Here is a 20,220-nt window from a genome sequence, read left to right as displayed (position 1 = left end):
ATGAGCCAGTCCAATGTCGTCTTCGCGGTGAACCGCAATCCGACGCGAGAAGACCTCTTTGCCCGTGCCGAGGAGATCTCTGCCGACCTTTCCCGGCGCGCCGCAGACCTCGACCGTGAAGGCCGTCCGCCGCTCGCCGAGATCGTCAAATTGAAGAATGCCGGGCTGCTCAATGCGTTGCATCCCACCCAAATCGGTGGCGGCGGCCTCGACTGGGTCGATGGACTGAGGCTGGTGCGCATTCTCGCCCGCGGCGAAAGCTCGATCGGTCAGCTGCTCGGCTACCACTATGTCAACAGCCAGTATATCTATTGGGCCCTCGATGCCGCCCGTGCCCATGCGCTGGGCAGCGATACCGTCGCCAGGAACCTCTATTGGGGTGCGGCGGTCAATCCGCGCGATCCCGGGCTGGTGCTGACTCGTCGTGGCAACGGCTATGTGCTGAACGGACGCAAATCCTTCTCCACGGCGGCACGGGTCTCCGACTACATCAACGCCAATGCCACGCTCGACGACAAGATCGCCGGCTTCGCCGTGCCGACCAATCGCCCCGGCTATGTCGCCAATGACGACTGGGACAATATCGGCCAGCGCCTGTCCGACAGCGGCAGCGTCGAGTTCCGCGACTTCCCGGTCTACGAGGAGGATTTCGTCGGTGCGCCGGCTGCCCCCGACGCAGCGCCGCCTGTATTGTCGACCTTCAACACGCCGTTCATCCAGCTGGTCTTCGTCAACTTTTATCTCGGCACCGCCGAAGGCGCGCTGCAGGCGGCCGTCGATTACGTCAGAACCACCACCCGGCCGTGGATCACGTCAGGCGTCGAGCGGGCGGCCGACGATCCCTATATCCTCGAACGCGTCGGCGAATTCACCGCGGCGCTGAAGGCCTCGGCAGCCCTTGCCGACCATGCGGCGTCAGCCGTGCAGGCGGGTCTTGCCCGTGGCAGCGACGTGACGGCGCGCGAGCGCGGCGAGGCGGCGGCGGAAGCTTATACCGCCAAGGTGCACGCCACCCATGTCGCGCTCGACATCACCTCGCGCGTCTTCGAGCTGACCGGCGCCCGCTCGACGGCAGACAAATACCGTTTCGACCGGTTCTGGCGCAATGTCCGTACCCACACGCTGCACGACCCGGTCTTCTACAAGGCGAAAGAAGTCGGTGAATTCGTGCTGAACGACCGGATACCGGAGGTCAGCCTCTATAGCTGAGGCGGCCACGGCTTCATCGACAATGAAAAACCCCACTGGCGGCAGCGGCGGTGGGGTTTTAGTTTGAAAGCGACGAAGGCTTCAGAGCGCACCGTTCTTCGGCGGCGTCACGCCGTTCAGATGGTAGTTGCCGACGACATGGTATTTCCAGCGCACGGGATCGTGCAGCGTATGGGTGCGGGCATTGCGCCAATGGCGGTCGAGATTGAGACCTGTTTGTACCGACGAGGTTCCGGCAAGCTCGAAGAGCGTATTCGCCGCCTCGATCGCCACCTCTGTTGTCAGCACCTTGGCGGCGGCAACCGCAAGTGTGGCCTCAACCACCTTTTCCTCGGTCGTCTCGACCTGCGCGGCATCGACCTTGTGGCCAGCGCGCTCGACAAGAGCGGTTGCGGCTTCCAGCCGGATGGCGATCTGGCCGACCTTGGCGATCGTCAGCGGGTCGTCGGAAGCGCGATCGAGGCCGCTATCCATCCACGGGCGGGATTTCGTCCTGACGAAATCAAGCGTTTCGGCAAAGGCCGCCCGCGCGATCCCGAGATCGACACCGGCATGGATGATCTGGCCGACGGAACCGATCGTCGTCGGCCGCTCGAAACCCTTGTGATGGAAGACCACGGAATCGGCGCTGACATAGACATTGTCGAGGATCGTCGTGCCGCTGCCGGTGGTGCGCTGGCCGAAGCCGTCCCAGTCGTCGACGATCTCGACGCCTTCGGTGCCCTTCGGCACGAAGGCCATGGTCAGACGATCCTCCGGATCGAGCGCGAAAACGGTGACCCAGTCGGCGAAGAGAACGCCGGTCGAATAGAATTTGCGGCCGTTGATCCGGTAGCCCGGACCATCGCGGGTGATGCGCGTGTTGTAATGGCCGACCGTCTTGGTGCCGCGCTCGGAAAGCGCATTGCCGAAACGATCGCCGGCCAGCACACGGCCGAAGAAATAGCGCTGCTGCTCCTCACCGCCATCGGTTCTAAGCGCCTCAAGAATATAGAAATGGTTCTGCGGGATCTGGCCGATCGAACCATCCGCCTCCGACAGGATCGCAGTGATCTCGGCAAGCACGGCGTTGGAGACGTCGAGCCCGCCATATTGCGCAGGCACGGTGATCGCGAGCAGACCGGACTGGGCGAGAAGATCGAGTTCGGTAAACGGCAGGATCCGGTCGGCATCGCGCTCGGCGGCGCGCGCGGCAAATTGCGCCGCCAGTCTGCGGGCGGTGGCGATCGCTTCCTCGTCGCTGCCGATACGGGCGGCCACGGGCCGGATCTGATCTGTTGACCTCAGCACTGTGTTCATCGATGTCTCCAATTCTGACGAGCCTATCGGTGAAAGAAATCGAGCGTCGAGATAAGAGCACAAATTCTATAGAAGCCATCGAAAATGAAAAGTGTTTGCTTATCAGTCTCCAACCGCCGCGATTAGGGTTTGCGTTCTGCACCGGCGCGGCCAAGGTAGCTTGGCAAGCGATAAAATTCCCACCCGGAATTGCCGCTTCCGGTCTCGATTTGATTTCGGCGACTTCCTACGTAACCGATATCCCGCTGCGTCGCCGCGACGGTTGCAGAAAGAACGCCCAATGCGGGGCAGGCGACCGCCTTGCCCGATCCATGAGGAAAGTCATGACCCCACGGCAGTTGCGCCTCGGCGCCTTCATGCGTCCCGTCAGCCTGCACACCGGCGCGTGGCGCTATCCCGGTTCCTATCCCGACGCCAATTTCAATTTCGCCCATCTGAAGTCCTTCGCGCAGGCGCTGGAACGGGCGAAATTCGACGCCTTCTTCATGGCCGATCACCTTGCCGTGCTCAACATGCCTGTGGAGGCGCTGAGGCGCAGCCACACCGTGACCTCCTTCGAGCCCTTCACGCTGCTATCGGCGCTGGCGGCGGTGACGGAGCGTATCGGCCTTGTCGCCACCGCTTCCACCACTTTCGACGAGCCCTATCACATCGCTCGTCGCTTCGCCTCGCTCGACCATATCAGTGGCGGCCGCGCCGGCTGGAATATCGTCACGACGTCCAACCCCGACGCCGCGCTCAATTTCGGCCTGGACGAACATGTGGAGCATGGCGAACGTTATCACCGTGCGCGGGAATTCTACGATGTCGTGACCGGGCTGTGGGACAGTTTCGCCGACGATGCCTTCATCCGCGACCGGGAGAGCGGCCAGTTCTTCGATCCGGAAAAGATGCATGTGCTCGCCCACAAAGGCGAGGAACTCAGCGTCCGCGGGCCGCTCAATATCGCCCGGCCGCCGCAGGGCTGGCCCGTCATCGTCCAGGCCGGCCAGTCCGATCCCGGCCGCCAGCTTGCCGCCGAGACCGCCGAGATGGTCTTCTGTTCGCCGCGCGATCTTGCCGCCGGCAAGGCGCTCTATGCCGACATCAAGTCCCGCATGGAAGCCATCGGCCGCAAGCGCGACCATCTGAAGATCCTGCCCGCCGCCTTCGTCATCGTCGGCGACAGCATCGAGGAGGCGCGCGCCAAACGCGCCACGCTCGACAGTCTGGTGCATTACGACAGCGCCATCGCCTCGCTTTCGATCGCGCTCGGTCACGACGCTTCGGGCTTCGATCCCGATGCGCCGCTGCCGACCGATATTCCCGACACCAATGCCAGCAAGACCGGCCGCGCTCAGGTGCTGAAGCTTGCGGCGGAGGAAAATCTGACCGTGCGTCAGCTGGCGCAGCGCTATGGCGGCTATGCCGGCCTTGCCTTCGTCGGCACCCCGGCCGGTATCGCCGACGAGATGGAACGCTGGCTCGACGAGCAAGGTTCGGACGGCTTCAACGTCGTCTTCCCCTATCTGCCGCAGGGTCTCCTCGACGTCACCGAACGGCTGGTTCCCGAGCTGCAGCGCCGCGGTCTGTTCCGCAGCGAATACGAAGGCACGACACTGCGCGAACATCTCGGATTGCCGCGGCCGGAAAACCGGTTCTTCCCTGCTGGCACATGAGGCGTCGCCGCCGCTGGAATGGACGAACCTCGCTTCCGCTTTCCGGAAGCGAGCCGATAGCGCTCAGGCCATGACCCCGACCTGAAACGCATCGCTCTCACCCATTATCAGTTCGAGGGGCCAGACGATGTTGCGGCTCTCGTTCGGATAGAATTCCCTATAGGCCTGCATGTTGGCGAGAAGCATCCGGCCGAGCGCGACGCCGAGATCGTAGAGCGAGATACGGAAGCAACTGAGCGACGGCTGCAAGAACCGTGCACGAGGAGCGTCGCGGAAGCCGATCACCGCAAGATCGCGGCCGGGCATGACACCTGATTCCATCAGGCGGCGGTAAAGGCCGATCGCCATCAGCTCATAGATCAGGATCACCGCCGTCGGCCGTTCTTCGAGCAGCAGCAGTTCATGGGCCGCCTGGTAACCACCCCGTTCGCTCGACTTGACGCGGATGACGAGTGCCGGGTTGAATGCGATACCGTGTCGTTCGAGTGCGCGGCGATAACTTTCGACAAAGAGATAACCGAGATTGGCTTCGCTCGACGGCGCGGTGATCGCGATCCGACGATGCCCCAGCGCGACCAGCCGCTCGACGGCATGGTCGGCCACGCCCTCGAAATCGAGATCGATCCATGGAAAATCGCCGGCCGAAAGGCTGCGGCCGAGCGCCACGAAGGGGATCTTCGCCCGCGACAGAAAGTCGATGCGCCGGTCGACGCGCTGCGTGTCCGCGATGATCATCGCATCGACGATGCGCCGTGCCACCATCCGCTTCAGATATTCGTGCGGGTCCTCGTCGCTCGGGCAGGGCAGCATCACGAGGTCGAGCTTGTGGCGGGCAAAGACGCTCTGCAGGCCGCTGGTGACGCCAAGGAAGAAGTTGTCGGCATTCTCGACCGTCTCCTTGCTGGATTCGATCATCAACCCGATGACCTTCGTCTCTCCCTGACGCAGGCTCCGCCCAGACTGGTTGGCGACATAGCCGAGTTCCTCGGCCGCAGCCAGCACGCGCCGGCGGGTTTCCTCGTTGACATCGGGCTTGCCGTTCAGGGCGCGCGAGACCGTGCCGATCGAAATATCCAGGTGGTCGGCGAGCTGGCGAATCCCTTTCATCGGTGGCGATTTTCCCCAGAGCATGATGCCGAAAAGTGTGCGCGGTTTTCGGACGACATCATGCTCTGTTTCTTTGGTTTAGATCAGGATTCAGATTTTAGGCCGACCCGGCCTAAAATCATCCGGATCAATTTGGCATCTGACCTCTATTGACACGGCAAAAAGTTTCCGCATACAGTCGTAAACGTTTACGGAGTGCGTGTCACTAGGAGTTGGCGCCATTCCCTCGGAGGAAATCGTGAAATTCAGTGCCATTCTGTGCGGGTGCGGAGCTATGTCCAAAGGTTGGTTGCGTGCGATCGCTTCCAACCCTCTGCTGGCCGATGCCATCACCATTGTCGGCCTCGTCGACCTGAACCGGAAGACGGCGGAAACGCTTGCCGCGGAGTTCGGCCTCGAGGACGCCGTCATCGGTTCGGACCTGGCTGACGTCATCGCCGCCACCAAGGCCGATCTGGTCTTCGACATCGTCATTCCGTCGGCTCGATACGACGTCGTCTCGACGGCGCTGAAGGCCGGCTGCCATGTGCTCAGCGAAAAGCCGATGGCCGCTTCGCTTGCCGAGGGCGCTGCGCTGATCGATCTTGCCGCCGAGACCGGGCGCATCCACGCTGTCATCCAGAACCGCCGCTTCATATCGGGGGTCCGGCGTCTTCGCCGTTTCGTCGACAGCGGCGCGATCGGCGACCTTACCGGCATCCATTGCGACTTCTTCATCGCGCCGCATTTCGGCGGCTTTCGCGAAGAGATGGACAACGTCCTGCTTCTCGACATGGCGATCCACACTTTCGATGCGGCGCGCTACGTCGCCGATAGGAAGCCGCTCGCCGTCTATTGCGTCGAGCGCAATCCAAAGGGTTCGTGGTATCGGCACGGCGCCTCGGCCAACGCCATTTTCGAATTTTCCGACGACATCGTCTTCACCTATCGCGGCTCCTGGTGCGCCGAGGGCGAGCGAACCAGCTGGGAAAGCCAGTGGCGCCTCGTCGGCTCGAAGGGAATGCTCACCTGGGATGGCGAAGAGAATTTCAAGGCGGCCGTTGCCGGCGAAGAGCCCGGCCTTCTGCATGGCTTTGCAGCCGTAAACGTTCCCGGTCCGGAACACGATGAAGAAACCCATGGCCACGCCAGCGTCATCGCCGATTTCATCGCGGCGATCAGCACCGGCAAGCAGCCCGAGACGGTCAATTCCGACAATATCAGAAGCCTTGCCATGGTCTTCGGCGCAATCGAAAGCGCCAAGACCGGCAAGCGCGTCGAAATTTCAGCATAGGATGACATGACGTGAGCAACCCTGCAAAATCCATTCGCATCGGCACCATGGTCAGCGGCAACAAGGGCGATGCCGCAAGCCGCATCGGCGATATCGCCGATATGGGCTTCGAAAGCTTCGAACCCTTCTTCTGGCAAACGACCAAGGGCCAGGACCTTGCCGAACTCGGCAAGCGTTGCCTCGATGCGATCGGCGACCGCGACATCACCATCTCGACGCTCGGCATGTTCGGCAATCCGCTTGAGGAAACCGAAATCGACCTCGAAACGCTGCAGGGCTGGAAGGATTGCATCGACAATGCCCATCACTTCGGCGCCACCTGCGTTGCCGGCTTCACCGGCCGCATCCGCGGCAAACCGCTGACCGACAGCCTGCCGCGCTACAAGCAGATCTGGAGCGAGCTTGCCAAGCGCGCCGCCGACAAGGGCATCAAGATCGCCTTCGAAAACTGCGCCATGGACGGCAATTGGGCGACCGGCGACTGGAACATCGCCCACAATCCCGATGCGTGGGAACTGATCTTCAACGAGACCCCTGATGATAATATCGGCCTGGAATGGGAACCGTGCCATCAGATGGTCTATCTGATCGACCCCTTGCCGCAGATCCGCAAATGGGCGCACAAGTTCTTCCATGTCCACGGCAAGGACGCGACCATCCGCTGGGAGGTCATCAAGGAACACGGCATCTTCGGCAAGGAGAAGTTCGTCTTCATGCGCACGCCGGGCTTCGGCGACAGCAACTGGACCGACATCATTTCCGAGCTGCGCCTGGCCGGCTGGTCGGGCTCGATCGACATCGAGGGCTGGCACGACCCTGTCTATCGCGACGCGCTTGAAATGACCGGCCAGGTCTATGCGCTCAACCACCTCAAGCATGCCCGGGGCGGCGAATTCGTCGTCGATCCGGCCTGATGATATCGTTTCCGGCAAGGAGGAATTGCCGGACACGGGGATAACCACAAAGGAGGAGAACCATGGCTATCCGCAAATATGCAATTCTGGCAGCGCTTGCCCTTGCAGGCGTCTCGCTGTTCGGTCTTTCGGCCAAGGCCGAAGACGTCACGCTGACGCTCTGGTCGCTTGACAAGGACACCCAGCCGGCGCCGAACCTCGTCAAGGAGTTCAACGCCCAGAACAACGGCATCAAGATCGAATACCGGCTGATCCAGTTCGACGACGTCGTCACCGAGGCGATGCGCGCCTATGCCACCGGCCAGGCGCCCGATATCATCGCCGTCGACAATCCCGAGCATGCGCTGTTCTCGTCGCGCGGCGCCTTCCTCGATCTTACCGACATGATCGCGAAGTCGACCGTCATCAAGCCGGAGAATTATTTCCCCGGACCGCTGAAATCGGTCGAGTGGGACGGCAAGTATTTTGGCGTGCCGAAGGCGACCAACACGATCGCGCTTTACTACAATAAGGATATGTTCAAGGCGAAGGGCCTCGATCCGGCGAAGCCGCCGCAGACCTGGGACGAGCTGGTCGAGGATGCGCGCAAGCTGACCGACCCCGCCAAGAACGTCTACGGTCTCGCCTTCTCGGCCAAGGCCAACGAGGAGGGCACCTTCCAGTTCCTTCCCTGGGCCCAGATGGGCGGCGGCAGCTATGAGCACATCAATGCCGACGGCGCGGTGAAGGCGCTGGAGATCTGGAAGACGATCATGGACGAGAAGCTCGCTTCTCCCGATACGCTGACGCGCGGTCAGTGGGATTCGACCGGAACCTTCAATTCAGGCAATGCGGCCATGGCGATCTCCGGTCCGTGGGAGCTCGACCGCATGACGCAGGAAGCGAAATTCGATTGGGGCGTCACCCTGCTTCCGGTTCCGAAGGAAGGGGCCGAACGCTCTTCGGCCATGGGCGATTTCAACTGGGCGATCTTTGCCACCAGCAAACATCCGGCCGAAGCCTTCAAGGCGCTCGAATATTTCGCCTCGCAGGACGACAAGATGTTCAAGAACTTCGGCCAGCTTCCGGCCCGGTCCGACATCTCGATCCCCGAAAGCGGCCAACCGCTGAAGGATGCGGCCCTCAAGGTTTTCCTCGAACAGCTGAAATACGCCAAGCCGCGCGGTCCGCATCCGCAATGGCCGAAGATCTCCAAGGCGATCCAGGACGCCATCCAGGCGGCATTGACCGGCCAGATGAGCCCGAAGGACGCCCTCGACCAGGCCGCCGACAAGATCAAGGCAGTACTAGGCTGATCATTGGCTGCGAGCGAGCCGCTTGCTCCCTCTTCTCCCCGGCGGGGAGAAGAGGGACCGGAAGCAACGCGTCTTTTAACCGGATGAGCCTCGGTTCATCTCATCATTTCCTCCCGGCAGGGGCCGTCTTCCGCATCATGCGCCAGGCGGCCCCGTTCGGAGTATCGGAGGACCCATGAAAAGGATCCTGATGAGCGTCAGGGACGGTCGCGGTTTCGATATCGTGCTGGTCGCTTTCCCGCTCGGCTTTCTGTTCCTGATGGCGGGGCTGCCGCTGATCTACAATGTCGTGATGAGCTTCCAGGAGGTCGACATGTTCAGCCTCGGGACCTTCTCGCGTCCTTTCGTCGGCTTCAAGAACTATACTGACCTCTTCGCGCAACCGGAAACGCTGCCGATCCTCTACAACACCGTCATCTTCGTCACCGGCTCCATCGCCGGCCAGTTCCTGATCGGCTTCGGGCTGGCGCTGTTCTTCTGGGTCAATTTCCCCGGCGCCTCATGGATGCGCGGACTGTTCCTTGTCTCCTGGGTGATGCCCGGCCTCGTCGTCGGCGCCATCTGGAACTGGATTCTCTCGGGCGATTTCGGCGTGCTGAACTTCATCCTCAGGGAAAGCGGCATCATCTCCGGCAACATCTTCTGGCGCTCGGACCCGCATTATTCGCTCTATGCCGTCATCATCGCCAATATCTGGCTCGGCACCTCCTTCAACATGATCCTGTTGTCCGTCGGTCTCGCCGGCATTCCCGCCGATCTCTACGAAGCGGCCGAACTCGACGGCGCCAATATCTGGCAGCGCTTCTGGACGATCACGCTGCCGATGATGCGCTCGACCATCGGCGCGATCATCGCGCTCGGTCTGATCTTCACCCTGCAGCAGTTCGATCTCTTCGCCGCGATCACCTCGGGCGGGCCGAACAACTCTTCGAACGTCACACAATACTGGGCCTGGGATCTCTCCTTCCGACAATACGACTTCGCCAAGGGTGCGACGATCTCCGTCATCATGATTGTCTTCGTCATGTTCGCCTCCGTCGTCTATGTCCGGTCCACACGCCACGAGGTGCGCGGATGAATACGACCAACCGCGACCGCCTGATGCTCGCCATATCGGTCGTCATGGCGGCGATCTATCTCTTCCCGCTCTACTGGATGTACATCACCGCGCTGAAAAGCGGCTCGGAGATGTTCGCGACGCCGCCGAGCTTCTGGCCGGCCGCTCCGCAATGGGCCACCTATGCCTATGTCTGGGAAAGCCGTGACATGGGCCGCTATCTCTGGAATTCCCTGGTGATCGCACTCGGCTCCATGGCGCTCATCACCCTGCTCGGGGTCGGCTGCGCCTATGTGCTCGCCAGATACCGCAATGTCTGGGTGGATATCGGCCTGTTCCTCATCCTCATGCTGCAGGTCTTGCCGGCCTCGCTGATGATCACGCCGATCTTCGTCGGCTTTTCGCAGATCGGCATGCTGGACTATCCAAGGCTTGCCGTCATCATCGCGGTCGCGGCAAAGAGCATGCCCTTCTTCGTCATCCTGGTGCGCGCCACCTTCATGAGCGTTCCCCAGGAGCTCGAGGAGGCGGCCCTCGTCGACGGCAATTCACGTGTCGGCGCTTTCTTCAACATCGTCCTGCCGCTTGCCCGCAACGGCATCCTGGTCAGCGCCATCCTGATCTTCATGCAGGCCTTCGGCGAATTCGTCTATTCGAAGTCGATGATCCAGGCGGTCGAGCTTCAGCCGGCAAGCGTCGGCCTCAATTCCTTCATGGGGCCGAACACCAACGAGTGGAACAACATCATGGCCTACGCCACGATGTATGTGACGCCGATCCTCGCCATCTTCGTTCTCTTGCAGCGCCGCATCGTATCCGGCCTCACCTCTGGAGCCCTCAAATGACCACGCAGATCGAGCTCAGAGGCGTCAACAAATATTACGGCGCCTTCCATGCCCTGAAGAATATCGACCTTTCGATCGCCAAGGGCACCTTCGTCGCGCTCGTCGGCCCGTCGGGCTGCGGCAAGTCCACGCTGCTGCGCTCGCTTGCGGGCCTCGAAAGCATTTCGACGGGCGATCTGAGGATCGCCGGCGAGTTGATGAACGGCGTGCCGCCGCGCAAGCGCGATGTCGCCATGGTCTTCCAGTCCTATGCGCTCTATCCGCATATGACGGTCGAGGAGAACCTGACCTACAGTCTGCGCATCCGCGGCATCGCCAAGGCAGAGGCCAAGAAAGCCGCCGAGGACGTGGCGGCGACGACAGGTCTTTCACATCTGCTGAAGCGCTATCCGCGTGAGCTTTCCGGCGGTCAGCGCCAGCGTGTTGCCATGAGCCGGGCCATCATCCGCCATCCCAAGGCCTTCCTGTTCGACGAGCCGCTGTCCAACCTCGATGCTGCGCTGCGCGTCCACATGCGCAAGGAAATCCGGTCGCTGCACGACCGGCTGCACGCAACCTTTGTCTACGTCACGCACGACCAGGTCGAAGCGATGACGATGGCCGACCATGTGGTGGTGATGCGCGACGGCATCATCGAACAGCAGGGCGCGCCGCTCGATCTCTACGACCGGCCGGCGAACCGCTTCGTCGCCGGTTTCATCGGTTCGCCGGCGATGAATTTCATTCCCGCGATCGCTGCAGAAGACGGCAGGAACCTGATCCTGGATTTTGGCGCGGTGAAGCAAAAGCTTGCGATATCCCGCGCCATCGAACCTGGCCGCAAGCTCATCGCCGGCATCCGCCCGGAGCATATCGGCGTCGCCGCGCCCGGGCAGGGCAGTTTCGATATACCGATCGCCTTCGTCGAATCGACAGGCTCCTCGACCTTCATCGTCGCGGAGACCCAGCCGGAGCTGACGATCGTCGAAACGCGGCGCGACAGGGTCAAGGCGGGAGACACGATCGGCGTGTCGGTCGATCCGGATCAGATCCATCTCTTCGACGCCTCGACGGACCGTGCCATATAAGGGCAACGGCCTGTCGGCTGTAATTGTCATAAAATCGAACCGGGCACCACCGGCGCCCGGTTGCGCGACAAGCTCGACCCGACGATTGCCAACGAGGATCGCCGGTCGAGCTTCCATCGGTTTATAAGAAAACAGATCCCGCACAGTCATTGCTGTTGACAACAGCGAACATTCGATATTGTCTTGTAAAGCGTTTTACTAAACCGCTTTACAATAGGTCCAGTCAATGGCCAAGGGAACGACCCCAAGCTTGAAGGATGTTGCGGCCGCCGCCGGCGTGTCGGTCACCACGGTGTCCCGTTTCGTCAACGGAAGCCTCGATCTTCCCTTTCAGACGAAGAAGCGCATCGAGGATGCGATCCAGACGCTGAACTACCAGCCGAACCCGCATGCGCGCCGCTTAAGCAGGGGCCGCTCCGACACGATCGGCCTTGTCGTGCCCGATATCGCCAATCCCTTCTTCTCGACCCTTGTCGCCGCTGTAGAGCAGGCGGCCGATGAAAGGAAACTCGCCGTCTCGCTGCATGCCACCCTCAATCGGCCGGGGCGCGAAATCGAATATCTGCAGCTGATCGAGCGCAATCACGTCGACGGCTTGATCTTCATCACCAACCATCCGGATGACGGTGCGCTGGCCGCCCTCATCAACGGCACCGGCAAGGTCATCATCGTCGACGAGGACATTCCCGATTCGAAGGCGCCGAAGCTGTTCTGCGACAACGAGCAGGGCGGTTATCTCGCTGGCCTGCATCTGGCCGAGCAGGGTCATCGCCATGTCCTCTTCATTGGCGGCGACGAGCGCATGATCAGCGCCCGCAGGCGTTATGGCGGCCTGCTGAAGGCGCTCAAGGAGCGGCATGGCGGCGAGGCCCGGGCCGACCGCTATGCCGGCGAATATACGATCGAATACGGCCGGGCGGCGGCGGTCGACTATCTCGCCGGAGACCGAAAAGCGACGGCGATCTTCGCCAGCTCCGACGAGATCGCCATCGGGCTGGTCGAGGTCTTCAGAAGCCAGGGCGTCTCGATCCCTGATGACATCTCGGTCATCGGCTTCGACGATGTCGGCCCGCTTCATCTCTTTGCGCCACCGCTGACGGCCATCCGCCAACCGGTGCGCCAGATCGGCCGGCGGTCGCTGGAGCTGCTTCTGGAAACCAATTGGCACGAGTGGAAACCATCCGCTTCGGAGGAACTGGTGCCTGTCGAAATCGTGGTGCGGAACTCCGTTGCGCCGCCTGCGAAATAACGATCAGCAACGTCAAAAAACCAAAAGAGGATGAGAACATGACATTGAATTTGACGAGACGAACGATGATCGCAGCCGCCGGCTTCACGGCATTGACCTTTATCGGCCTGTCCAGCGCCGCGGCACAGGAAAAGAAGACCATCGCATTGGTGCAGATCAACCAGCAGGCGCTTTTCTTCAATCAGATGAATGAGGGCGCCCAGAAGGCGGCCGACGCCGCCGGCGTCAAACTGGTGATCTTCAACGCCAATAACGAGACAACAGCGCAGAACAGCGCCATCGAAACCTACGTCCAGGAAAAGGTCTCCGGCCTTGCCGTCGTGGCGATCGACGTCAACGGCATCATGCCGGCGGTCAAGCAGGCCGCCGATGCTGGCATTCCGGTCGTCGCCATCGACGCGATCCTGCCTGATGGTCCGCAGAAGGCGCAGATCGGTGTGGACAATGCCGCAGCCGGCGCCGACATGGGCAAATACTTCCTCGACTACGTCAAGGCGAACATGGGCGGCAAGGCCAAGCTCGGCGTCGTCGGCGCGCTGAACTCGTTCATTCAGAACATCCGCCAGGAGGGCTTCGAGAAGACCCTGAAAGGCGTCGACGGCATCGAAATGGCCGGCGTCGTCGACGGCCAGAACATCCAGGACAACGCTCTTGCGGCGGCCGAAAACCTGATCACTGCCAATCCTGACCTGACCGCGATCTACGCCACTGGCGAACCGGCCCTGATGGGAGCGATCGCCGCCGTCCAGAGCCAGGGCAAGCAGGACAAGATCAAGGTATTCGGCTGGGATCTGACTGCCGAAGCCATTGCCGGCATCGATGCCGGCTTCGTCGTCGCGGTCGTCCAGCAGGATCCGGCCGCAATGGGCGGTGCCGCCGTCGACGCGCTCGTCAAGGCTTCGGCCGGCGAAGCCGTCACCAAGACGATCTCTGTGCCGATCACCATCGTGACCAAGGAGAATGTCGAGCCGTATCGGGCCGTCTTCAAATGATCGAAAGCGGACAGCGTGACATCGCTGCCGCCGGTTCCGGAGGGGTCGCATCCTCCGGAACCGGAACATCCGGCGGCCCCCGATCCGACCCGCGCATCTCGCTGCGCGGCATCCGCAAGTCCTTCGGCTCGCACCAGGCCCTGCGCGGCGTCGATCTCGATATCTTCCCCGGCGAATGCCTGGGGCTTGTCGGCGATAACGCCGCCGGCAAGTCGACGCTGACGAAAATCATCTCGGGAACCTATATTCCCGATGCCGGCACCATCACCATGGAAGGCGAAGAGGTTCGCTTCTCCGGTCCCGCGGATGCGCGCGGCAGAAACATCGAAATGGTGTTCCAGGATCTCAGCCTCTGCGACCATATCGATGTCGTCGGCAATCTCTTCCTCGGCCGCGAACTCAGCCGCGGGCCGTTTCTCGACACCAGGACGATGCTGTCGGAAGCCCGCAAGATGCTGGATTCGCTTGAGATCCGTATCCCGAGACTGACCGGCAAGGTCGCCCAGCTCTCCGGCGGACAGCGTCAGGCGATCGCCATCGCACGCGCCGCCTCCTTCAAGCCGAAGGTGCTGATCATGGACGAGCCGACGTCAGCGCTTGCCGTCGCCGAGGTCGAGGCGGTTCTGGCCCTGATCAACCGCGTCAAGGCGAACGGGGTCTCGGTGATCCTCATCACCCACCGGCTGCAGGACCTCTTCCGGGTCTGCGACCGCATTGCGGTGATGTACGAGGGCACGAAGGTGGCCGAACGGCAGATCGGCAGCACCAACCTTGAGGATCTCGTTCATTTGATCGTCGGTGAAGGAGCCAGGCAATGACGGCTTATACGGAACGCGGCCATGGTTCGCGCGTCGCCGATTTCTTCGGCGAACATGCTCAGGTCCTGTCGATCGCCATCTTCTTCCTGGCCTGCATGATCTTCTTCTCGATCGGCAGTGAAACCTTCTTCACGCTCGGCAACATCCTGAACATCGTCCGGCAGGCGGCACCCATCCTGATCGTCGCCATCGCCATGACCTTCGTCATCATCACCGGCGGCATCGATCTCTCGGTCGGCTCGCAGGTCGCCCTCGTCAATGCGGTCGCGGCGATCGTCATGGCGATGGGGATACCCTGGCCATCCGTCGTCATCGGCATGCTCATGCTCGGCGCCTTCATGGGATTGGTCCAGGGCTGGTTCACCGCCTATCAGGGCATTCCAGCCTTCATCGTGACGCTCGCTGGCCTCTCGATCCTGCGCGGCCTGGCGCTCTATCTGACCCAGGGCTATTCCATCCCGATCAAGGACGCGCCGGGCTTCTTCGCGCTCGGCCGGGGCGAAATCCTCAGCTTCCCGATCCCGGCCATCATCGCCGTCATCATCGCCATTCTCGGCTATGTCGTCATCACCGCGACCAAATACGGCCGGCAGGTCGTGGCGGTCGGTTCCAACATGGAGGCGGCGCGGCGTGTCGGCATGCCCGCCAAATGGATCATCGCCTCGGTCTATATCATCTCCGGCGTCGCCTGCGCGGTCGCCGGCCTGCTGATTGCCGCCCGGCTCGGTTCCGGATCGTCCAATGCCGCTGTCGGTTTCGAGCTGCAGGTGATCGCTGCCGTGGTGCTCGGCGGAACGTCACTGATGGGCGGACGCGGCACCATCCTCGGCACCGTACTCGGCACGCTGACCATCGCCGTCATCGGCAACGGCCTGATCCTGATGCACATATCGCCGTTCTTCACCCAGATCGTTACCGGTGCCATCATCCTCGTCGCCATCTGGCTGAACACGCGCATCTTCACGGCCAATTTCCATTTCGGAATGCGCAGGAAAGGATGAGGCGATGAGCGAGCAGACAGCTGAGAGCCTCTCCGAAGCGCATATCCGATCCGGCAAGGTGATGACCGTCACCGGCCCCGTTTCGGCCGATGCGCTCGGCGTGACACTGATGCACGAGCATATCCTCAACGACTGCCGCTGCTGGTGGCATGCGCCGAAGACCCCGGAGCGTCAATATCTCGCCGAAAGCTTCGTCTGCATGGAGATCCTAGGCGAACTCCGGCAAGATCCCTTCGTCAACAAGCACAATATCACGCTCGACGACGAACATCTGGCGATCTCCGAACTCCAGGATTTCGCAACAGCCGGCGGCCGCACGGTGGTGGAGCCGACCTGCAAGGGCATCGGCCGCAATCCGCTGGCGCTGCAGCGCATCTCGAAAGCATCCGGTCTGAACATCGTGATGGGGGCGGGTTATTACCTCGGTTCCTCGCATCCGGAAGGCGTCGCGGCAATGGGCGTCGATGACATCGCATCGGAAATTGTCCGCGAGGCACGGGAGGGCGTCGACGGCACCGGCGTCAGGATCGGCCTGATCGGCGAGATCGGCGTCTCCTCGGATTTCACCGCCGAGGAAGAGAAATCGCTGCGCGGCGCGGCGCGGGCGCAGGTGCTGACCGGACTTCCCCTGATGGTGCATCTGCCGGGCTGGTTCCGTCTCGGCCATCGCGTTCTCGACGTGGTCGCCGAAGAAGGGGCAAATCTCCGCCACACCGTGCTTTGCCACATGAACCCGTCGCATGACGACATTGCCTATCAGAGCGAGCTGGCGGAGCGCGGCGCCTTCATCGAATACGACATGATCGGCATGGATTTCTTCTATGCCGACCAGCAGGTGCAATGCCCGAGCGACGAGCAGGCGGCGCGCGCGATCGTGCGTCTCATCGAGGCTGGTTATCTCGACCGGATTCTGCTGTCGCACGACGTCTTTCTGAAGATGATGCTGACGCATTACGGCGGCAACGGCTACGCCTACATCCTTCGCCACTTCCTTCCCCGTCTTCAGCGCCACGGCATCGACAGGACGGTTCTCGACGAGATGATGCGCAGCAATCCGCGCCGCGTCTTTTGTGCCGGAGCCTAGCTCCACCAATTCAATCGATCACAGGTACGGCAGACCATGACAAAAAAAATCCTCCTTGTCGGCGAGAGCTGGGTCAGCTCCGCCACGCACTACAAAGGCTTCGATCAGTTCGGCAGCGTCACCTTCCATCTGGGCGCCGAACCGCTGGTCAAGGCACTCGCCGGCAGCGCCTTCGAGCTCACCTATATGCCGGCGCACGAGGCGGTGGAGAAATTCCCTTTCGAGATGACCGGGCTCGACGCCTATGACGCCATCATCCTCTCCGATATCGGCGCCAATTCGCTGCTGCTGCCGCCGGACGTGTGGCTGCACTCACGCACCGTGCCGAACCGGCTGAAACTTCTGAAGGCCTGGGTGGAGAAGGGCGGCGGCCTGCTGATGGTCGGCGGCTATTTCTCCTTCCAGGGCATCGACGGCAAGGCACGCTGGCGGCGTACCCCGGTCGAAGACACGCTGCCCGTCACTTGCCTGCCTTACGACGACCGCGTCGAAATCCCCGAGGGAACCGTCGCCGAAGTGGTGAAGCCTGAGCATCCGACGATGCGGGGTCTCGAAGGCGCCTGGCCGGTGCTTCTCGGCGTCAACGAGGTCGAAGTGCGCGACCGGGCCGATGTCGAGATCGTTGCACGCCTGCCTGACGATCAGGGCGGCCATCCGCTGCTCGTCCTCGGCACGCATGGCACCGGCCGGACGGCGGCCTGGACCTCGGATATCGGCCCGCACTGGCTGTCGCCTGCTTTCTGCGAATGGGAAGGTTATGGCCGGCTCTGGAAAAACATCCTCGGCTGGCTCACCGAAAAGCAGGCGTGATGTCTCAACGCGGCGGGAATTGGAAAGGGAATGACATGCAGGAAATTTCAGACAGGCCGTCCAACGCCATCCGGGACATCTTCGGCAGGGACAAGGTTCTGATCGGCATGATCCATTGCCCGGCCTTTCCGGGCGCCCCCCGCTACAGGGGTGCGGCAATGGACGCGATCTACGACGCGTGCATGCGCGACGCCGAAGCCTGCATGGAAGGCGGCCTGCATGGGCTGATCATCGAAAATCATGGCGACGTGCCGTTCTCGAAGCCCGAAGATATCGGCCCCGAGACGACGGGTTTCATGTCCGTCGTCACCGACCGGATCGCCCGCGCAGCCGGCATCCCGCTTGGTATCAACGTGCTTGCCAACGCGCCGATCTCGGCTTTCGCCATCGCCATGGCCGGCGGGGCCAAATTCATCCGCGTCAATCAATGGGCCAATGCCTATGTCGCCAATGAAGGTTTCATGGAGGGCAGGGCGGCCGAAGCCATGCGCTACCGCTCGCTGCTCAGGGCCGAGCATATCAAGGTCTTCGCCGACAGCCACGTCAAGCATGGCAGCCACGCCATCGTCGCCGACCGCTCGATCCAGGAACTGACGCGCGACCTCGCCTTCTTCGATGCCGATGGCGTCATCGCCACCGGCCAGCGAACCGGCCATTCGGCGACGATGGGGGAGATCGAGGAGATCGGCGCCGCCACGCATCTGCCGCTGCTCGTCGGCTCCGGCGTCAACAAGGACAATATCGTCGATATTCTGAGCCGCACCAATGGCGTCATCGTCGCCTCCTCGCTGAAGCACGGCGGCGTCTGGTGGAACCCTGTCGATATCGAACGCGTGCGGGCCTTCCGGGCAGCAGCCGAGCCGGGACTGGAGGGCTGAGCATGGCGGCAGAGAGCCTTTCGGCCCGCATCCTGCGCGAGAACGATGCCGTCTTCCGCGCGATGCTGAGCCACCGCTTCGTCGAGGACGTCAAAAGCGGCACGTTGAGCAGGGAGGCTTTCGAACGGTACCTCGTCTATGAAGGCGCTTTTGTCGACAGCGCCATCTCGATCTTTGCCTATGCGGCGGCGACCGCCAGGACGATGGCGCAGAAGCGCTGGCTGATCGCGGTTCTCGATGCGCTTGCCAACGAGCAGATCAGCTATTTCGAACGCACCTTCGCCAGCCGCGGCATCGATCCCTCGTCCTTCGACACCGGCATCGCCGAGGTCGAGGCCTTTCGCGCCGGCATGTTGGAGATCGCCCGCCGAGGCGGCTTCCTCGACACCGTCGCGGCGATGTTTGCAGCCGAGTGGATGTACTGGACCTGGTCGAAGGAAGCCGCCAATTGCCCGATCGGCGATCCGCTGCTGAAGGAATGGGTCGACCTGCATGTCGATCCGAATTTCGCCGCCCAGGCGCAATGGCTGAAGAATGAACTCGACATGGCAGGAGAAACGCTGGAAGAGGATGAAAAAGCGCGGCTCAGCGCGATCTTCGGCCGGGCGATGCAGCTCGAGATCGATTTTCACGATGCGCCTTACCTTTAGCTTCACCTTGCGAAAGCAGATGCATGCGCGCCTACATAGTCGGTAACGTCGCCATCGACGAAACCATCGCCGTTTCCGAACTTCCCGTCATCGGTGCCTCCATCCTTGGCAATGCCGGTGGCAGCGATCTTGGCGGCAAGGGCACGAACCAGGCTGTTGTCATGGCCCGCTGCGGTGTTCCGACAACGCTGGTGGCGCCTATTGGCAGGGATGGGCGGGCCGATAGTATCCGCCGTTACCTCGCCGACGAGCCGCTTCGGAGTGAACTGATCGAAATGGATGGGGCATCGAGTGATGTCTCGATCATCTTCCGACTGCCTGGCGGTGAAAATGCCATCGTCACGACGACGGAATCGGCGCAGAGCCTGTCCCTCTCCCATGTCAGGCGGATCCTGTCGACGGCCCGTCCCGGCGATCTGATGATGCTGCAGGGCAATCTGTCCGACCAGACGACCCGCGACATCCTCGAACATGCAAGAGCGATCGGCATGGTCACCGCCTTCAATCCCTCGCCGGTGCGTTCCTATTTCTCCGATCTCTGGCACCTCATCGACATCGCCTTCCTCAACAAGGGTGAGGCACAGGCTTTGACGGGAACGACAAGTGAGGATGCTGCCCAATATCTGCTCGGCCGGGGTCTGCGTGAAATCGTCCTGACGCTGGGCGGAGACGGCGCGACGCTCGTGAACCGGAACGGCAGCATCGACGTGCCGGCCCGCGCCTGCGATGTTGTGGATACGACGGGTGCGGGCGATACCTTCATGGCCGCAGCCCTGGCATCCTGCGCGTTGCGCGATCAGCGGCTGGACAGGCTGGCCATCGAGCACGCGGCCGCAGCCGCAGCCATCACCGTCTCAAGGCATGGAACGAGAAAGGCGTTTCCGACCATTTCCGAGCTTGAAGCGATCCTGAGATAACCGCCCCGCTATGGCGGGCAGCTTCATAAAACCATCATCAGCCTCTGCGAAGGGATGGGCTTCTCGCGATTCCCTCCGTTACATCCGGACATTCCCC

19 protein-coding genes are annotated in these 20,220 nt (G+C 62.0%); 17 read left to right on the top strand and 2 right to left on the bottom strand.

The genetic code is table 11. The annotated features are described in order from the left end of the window. On the top strand, window positions 1-1,209 hold the full coding sequence (locus FHT79_RS03210) for an acyl-CoA dehydrogenase family protein (protein WP_132573498.1): 1,209 nt from the start codon (window positions 1-3) through the stop codon (window positions 1,207-1,209). A gap of 81 nt (window positions 1,210-1,290) precedes the next feature. On the opposite strand, the gene FHT79_RS03205 is transcribed toward FHT79_RS03210, so the two are convergent. Further along, entirely contained in the window at window positions 1,291-2,508 is a 1,218-nt protein-coding gene (locus FHT79_RS03205; protein ID WP_097622796.1) for an SfnB family sulfur acquisition oxidoreductase, read from the bottom strand. Between the two features lie 323 nt (window positions 2,509-2,831). On the opposite strand from FHT79_RS03205, the gene FHT79_RS03200 reads away from it, so the two are divergent. Then, window positions 2,832-4,166 carry an LLM class flavin-dependent oxidoreductase gene (locus FHT79_RS03200; RefSeq protein ID WP_132573496.1) on the top strand — a complete coding sequence of 445 codons (1,335 nt, stop codon included), beginning with the start codon at window positions 2,832-2,834 and terminating at the stop codon, window positions 4,164-4,166. A 63-nt stretch (window positions 4,167-4,229) separates the two neighbouring features. Here FHT79_RS03200 and FHT79_RS03195 read toward each other — a convergent pair whose 3' ends face one another. After that, entirely contained in the window at window positions 4,230-5,273 is a 1,044-nt protein-coding gene (locus FHT79_RS03195; protein WP_127430075.1) for a substrate-binding domain-containing protein, read from the bottom strand. A 238-nt stretch (window positions 5,274-5,511) separates the two neighbouring features. Here FHT79_RS03195 and FHT79_RS03190 point away from each other — a divergent pair, with 238 nt between their 5' ends. The 15 genes from FHT79_RS03190 (at window position 5,512) to FHT79_RS03120 (ending at window position 20,123) form a co-directional block, all read left to right on the top strand. Next, the gene (locus FHT79_RS03190) at window positions 5,512-6,546 is read left to right on the top strand and encodes a Gfo/Idh/MocA family oxidoreductase (RefSeq protein WP_097594786.1); all 1,035 of its coding nucleotides are present in this window, start codon (window positions 5,512-5,514) and stop codon (window positions 6,544-6,546) included. A gap of 11 nt (window positions 6,547-6,557) precedes the next feature. After that, window positions 6,558-7,460 (top strand): sugar phosphate isomerase/epimerase, encoded by a 903-nt coding sequence (locus tag FHT79_RS03185; RefSeq protein ID WP_047613133.1) that lies wholly within the window; start codon window positions 6,558-6,560, stop codon window positions 7,458-7,460. A 62-nt stretch (window positions 7,461-7,522) separates the two neighbouring features. Further along, the gene (locus FHT79_RS03180) at window positions 7,523-8,755 is read left to right on the top strand and encodes a sugar ABC transporter substrate-binding protein (protein WP_168332401.1); all 1,233 of its coding nucleotides are present in this window, start codon (window positions 7,523-7,525) and stop codon (window positions 8,753-8,755) included. Between the two features lie 175 nt (window positions 8,756-8,930). Beyond that, the gene (locus tag FHT79_RS03175; protein WP_047613136.1) at window positions 8,931-9,833 is read left to right on the top strand and encodes a sugar ABC transporter permease; all 903 of its coding nucleotides are present in this window, start codon (window positions 8,931-8,933) and stop codon (window positions 9,831-9,833) included. Continuing rightward, window positions 9,830-10,657, top strand: a complete 828-nt coding sequence (locus FHT79_RS03170) for a carbohydrate ABC transporter permease (protein WP_047613138.1) — start codon at window positions 9,830-9,832, stop codon at window positions 10,655-10,657. Before FHT79_RS03175 ends, FHT79_RS03170 begins: the two co-directional genes overlap by 4 nt. Next, window positions 10,654-11,724 (top strand): ABC transporter ATP-binding protein, encoded by a 1,071-nt coding sequence (locus tag FHT79_RS03165; RefSeq protein ID WP_183902962.1) that lies wholly within the window; start codon window positions 10,654-10,656, stop codon window positions 11,722-11,724. The genes FHT79_RS03170 and FHT79_RS03165 overlap by 4 nt, the downstream gene beginning before the upstream one ends. Window positions 11,725-11,950: 226 nt before the next feature. Then, the gene (locus FHT79_RS03160) at window positions 11,951-12,973 is read left to right on the top strand and encodes a LacI family DNA-binding transcriptional regulator (protein WP_183902961.1); all 1,023 of its coding nucleotides are present in this window, start codon (window positions 11,951-11,953) and stop codon (window positions 12,971-12,973) included. Window positions 12,974-13,011: 38 nt separating this feature from the next. Further along, entirely contained in the window at window positions 13,012-13,965 is a 954-nt protein-coding gene (locus FHT79_RS03155; RefSeq protein WP_097544007.1) for a substrate-binding domain-containing protein, read from the top strand. Further along, window positions 13,962-14,783: an ATP-binding cassette domain-containing protein gene (locus FHT79_RS03150; RefSeq protein ID WP_047613142.1), complete on the top strand. Its 822-nt coding sequence runs from the start codon at window positions 13,962-13,964 to the stop codon at window positions 14,781-14,783. The genes FHT79_RS03155 and FHT79_RS03150 overlap by 4 nt, the downstream gene beginning before the upstream one ends. After that, entirely contained in the window at window positions 14,780-15,784 is a 1,005-nt protein-coding gene (locus FHT79_RS03145; protein ID WP_132573490.1) for an ABC transporter permease, read from the top strand. Before FHT79_RS03150 ends, FHT79_RS03145 begins: the two co-directional genes overlap by 4 nt. A 4-nt stretch (window positions 15,785-15,788) precedes the next feature. After that, window positions 15,789-16,868 (top strand): phosphotriesterase, encoded by a 1,080-nt coding sequence (locus tag FHT79_RS03140; protein WP_132573488.1) that lies wholly within the window; start codon window positions 15,789-15,791, stop codon window positions 16,866-16,868. A gap of 36 nt (window positions 16,869-16,904) precedes the next feature. Next, complete coding sequence (locus FHT79_RS03135) at window positions 16,905-17,678, top strand: glutamine amidotransferase (protein WP_127430081.1); 774 nt, start codon at window positions 16,905-16,907, stop codon at window positions 17,676-17,678. A 35-nt stretch (window positions 17,679-17,713) separates the two neighbouring features. Then, on the top strand, window positions 17,714-18,556 hold the full coding sequence (locus FHT79_RS03130; protein ID WP_132573486.1) for a BtpA/SgcQ family protein: 843 nt from the start codon (window positions 17,714-17,716) through the stop codon (window positions 18,554-18,556). 2 nt (window positions 18,557-18,558) lie between these two features. Beyond that, complete coding sequence (locus FHT79_RS03125; RefSeq protein WP_047613150.1) at window positions 18,559-19,206, top strand: TenA family protein; 648 nt, start codon at window positions 18,559-18,561, stop codon at window positions 19,204-19,206. A gap of 23 nt (window positions 19,207-19,229) precedes the next feature. After that, window positions 19,230-20,123, top strand: coding sequence for a ribokinase (locus FHT79_RS03120; protein ID WP_132573484.1), 894 nt, complete (start codon window positions 19,230-19,232; stop codon window positions 20,121-20,123). Window positions 20,124-20,220: the final 97 nt, after the last annotated feature.

The organism is Rhizobium sp. BK212 (genome assembly GCF_014197475.1).
In the GTDB taxonomy this organism is placed as follows: domain Bacteria; phylum Pseudomonadota; class Alphaproteobacteria; order Rhizobiales; family Rhizobiaceae; genus Rhizobium; species Rhizobium anhuiense.
This window is presented reverse-complemented; position numbering and strand designations above follow the sequence as displayed.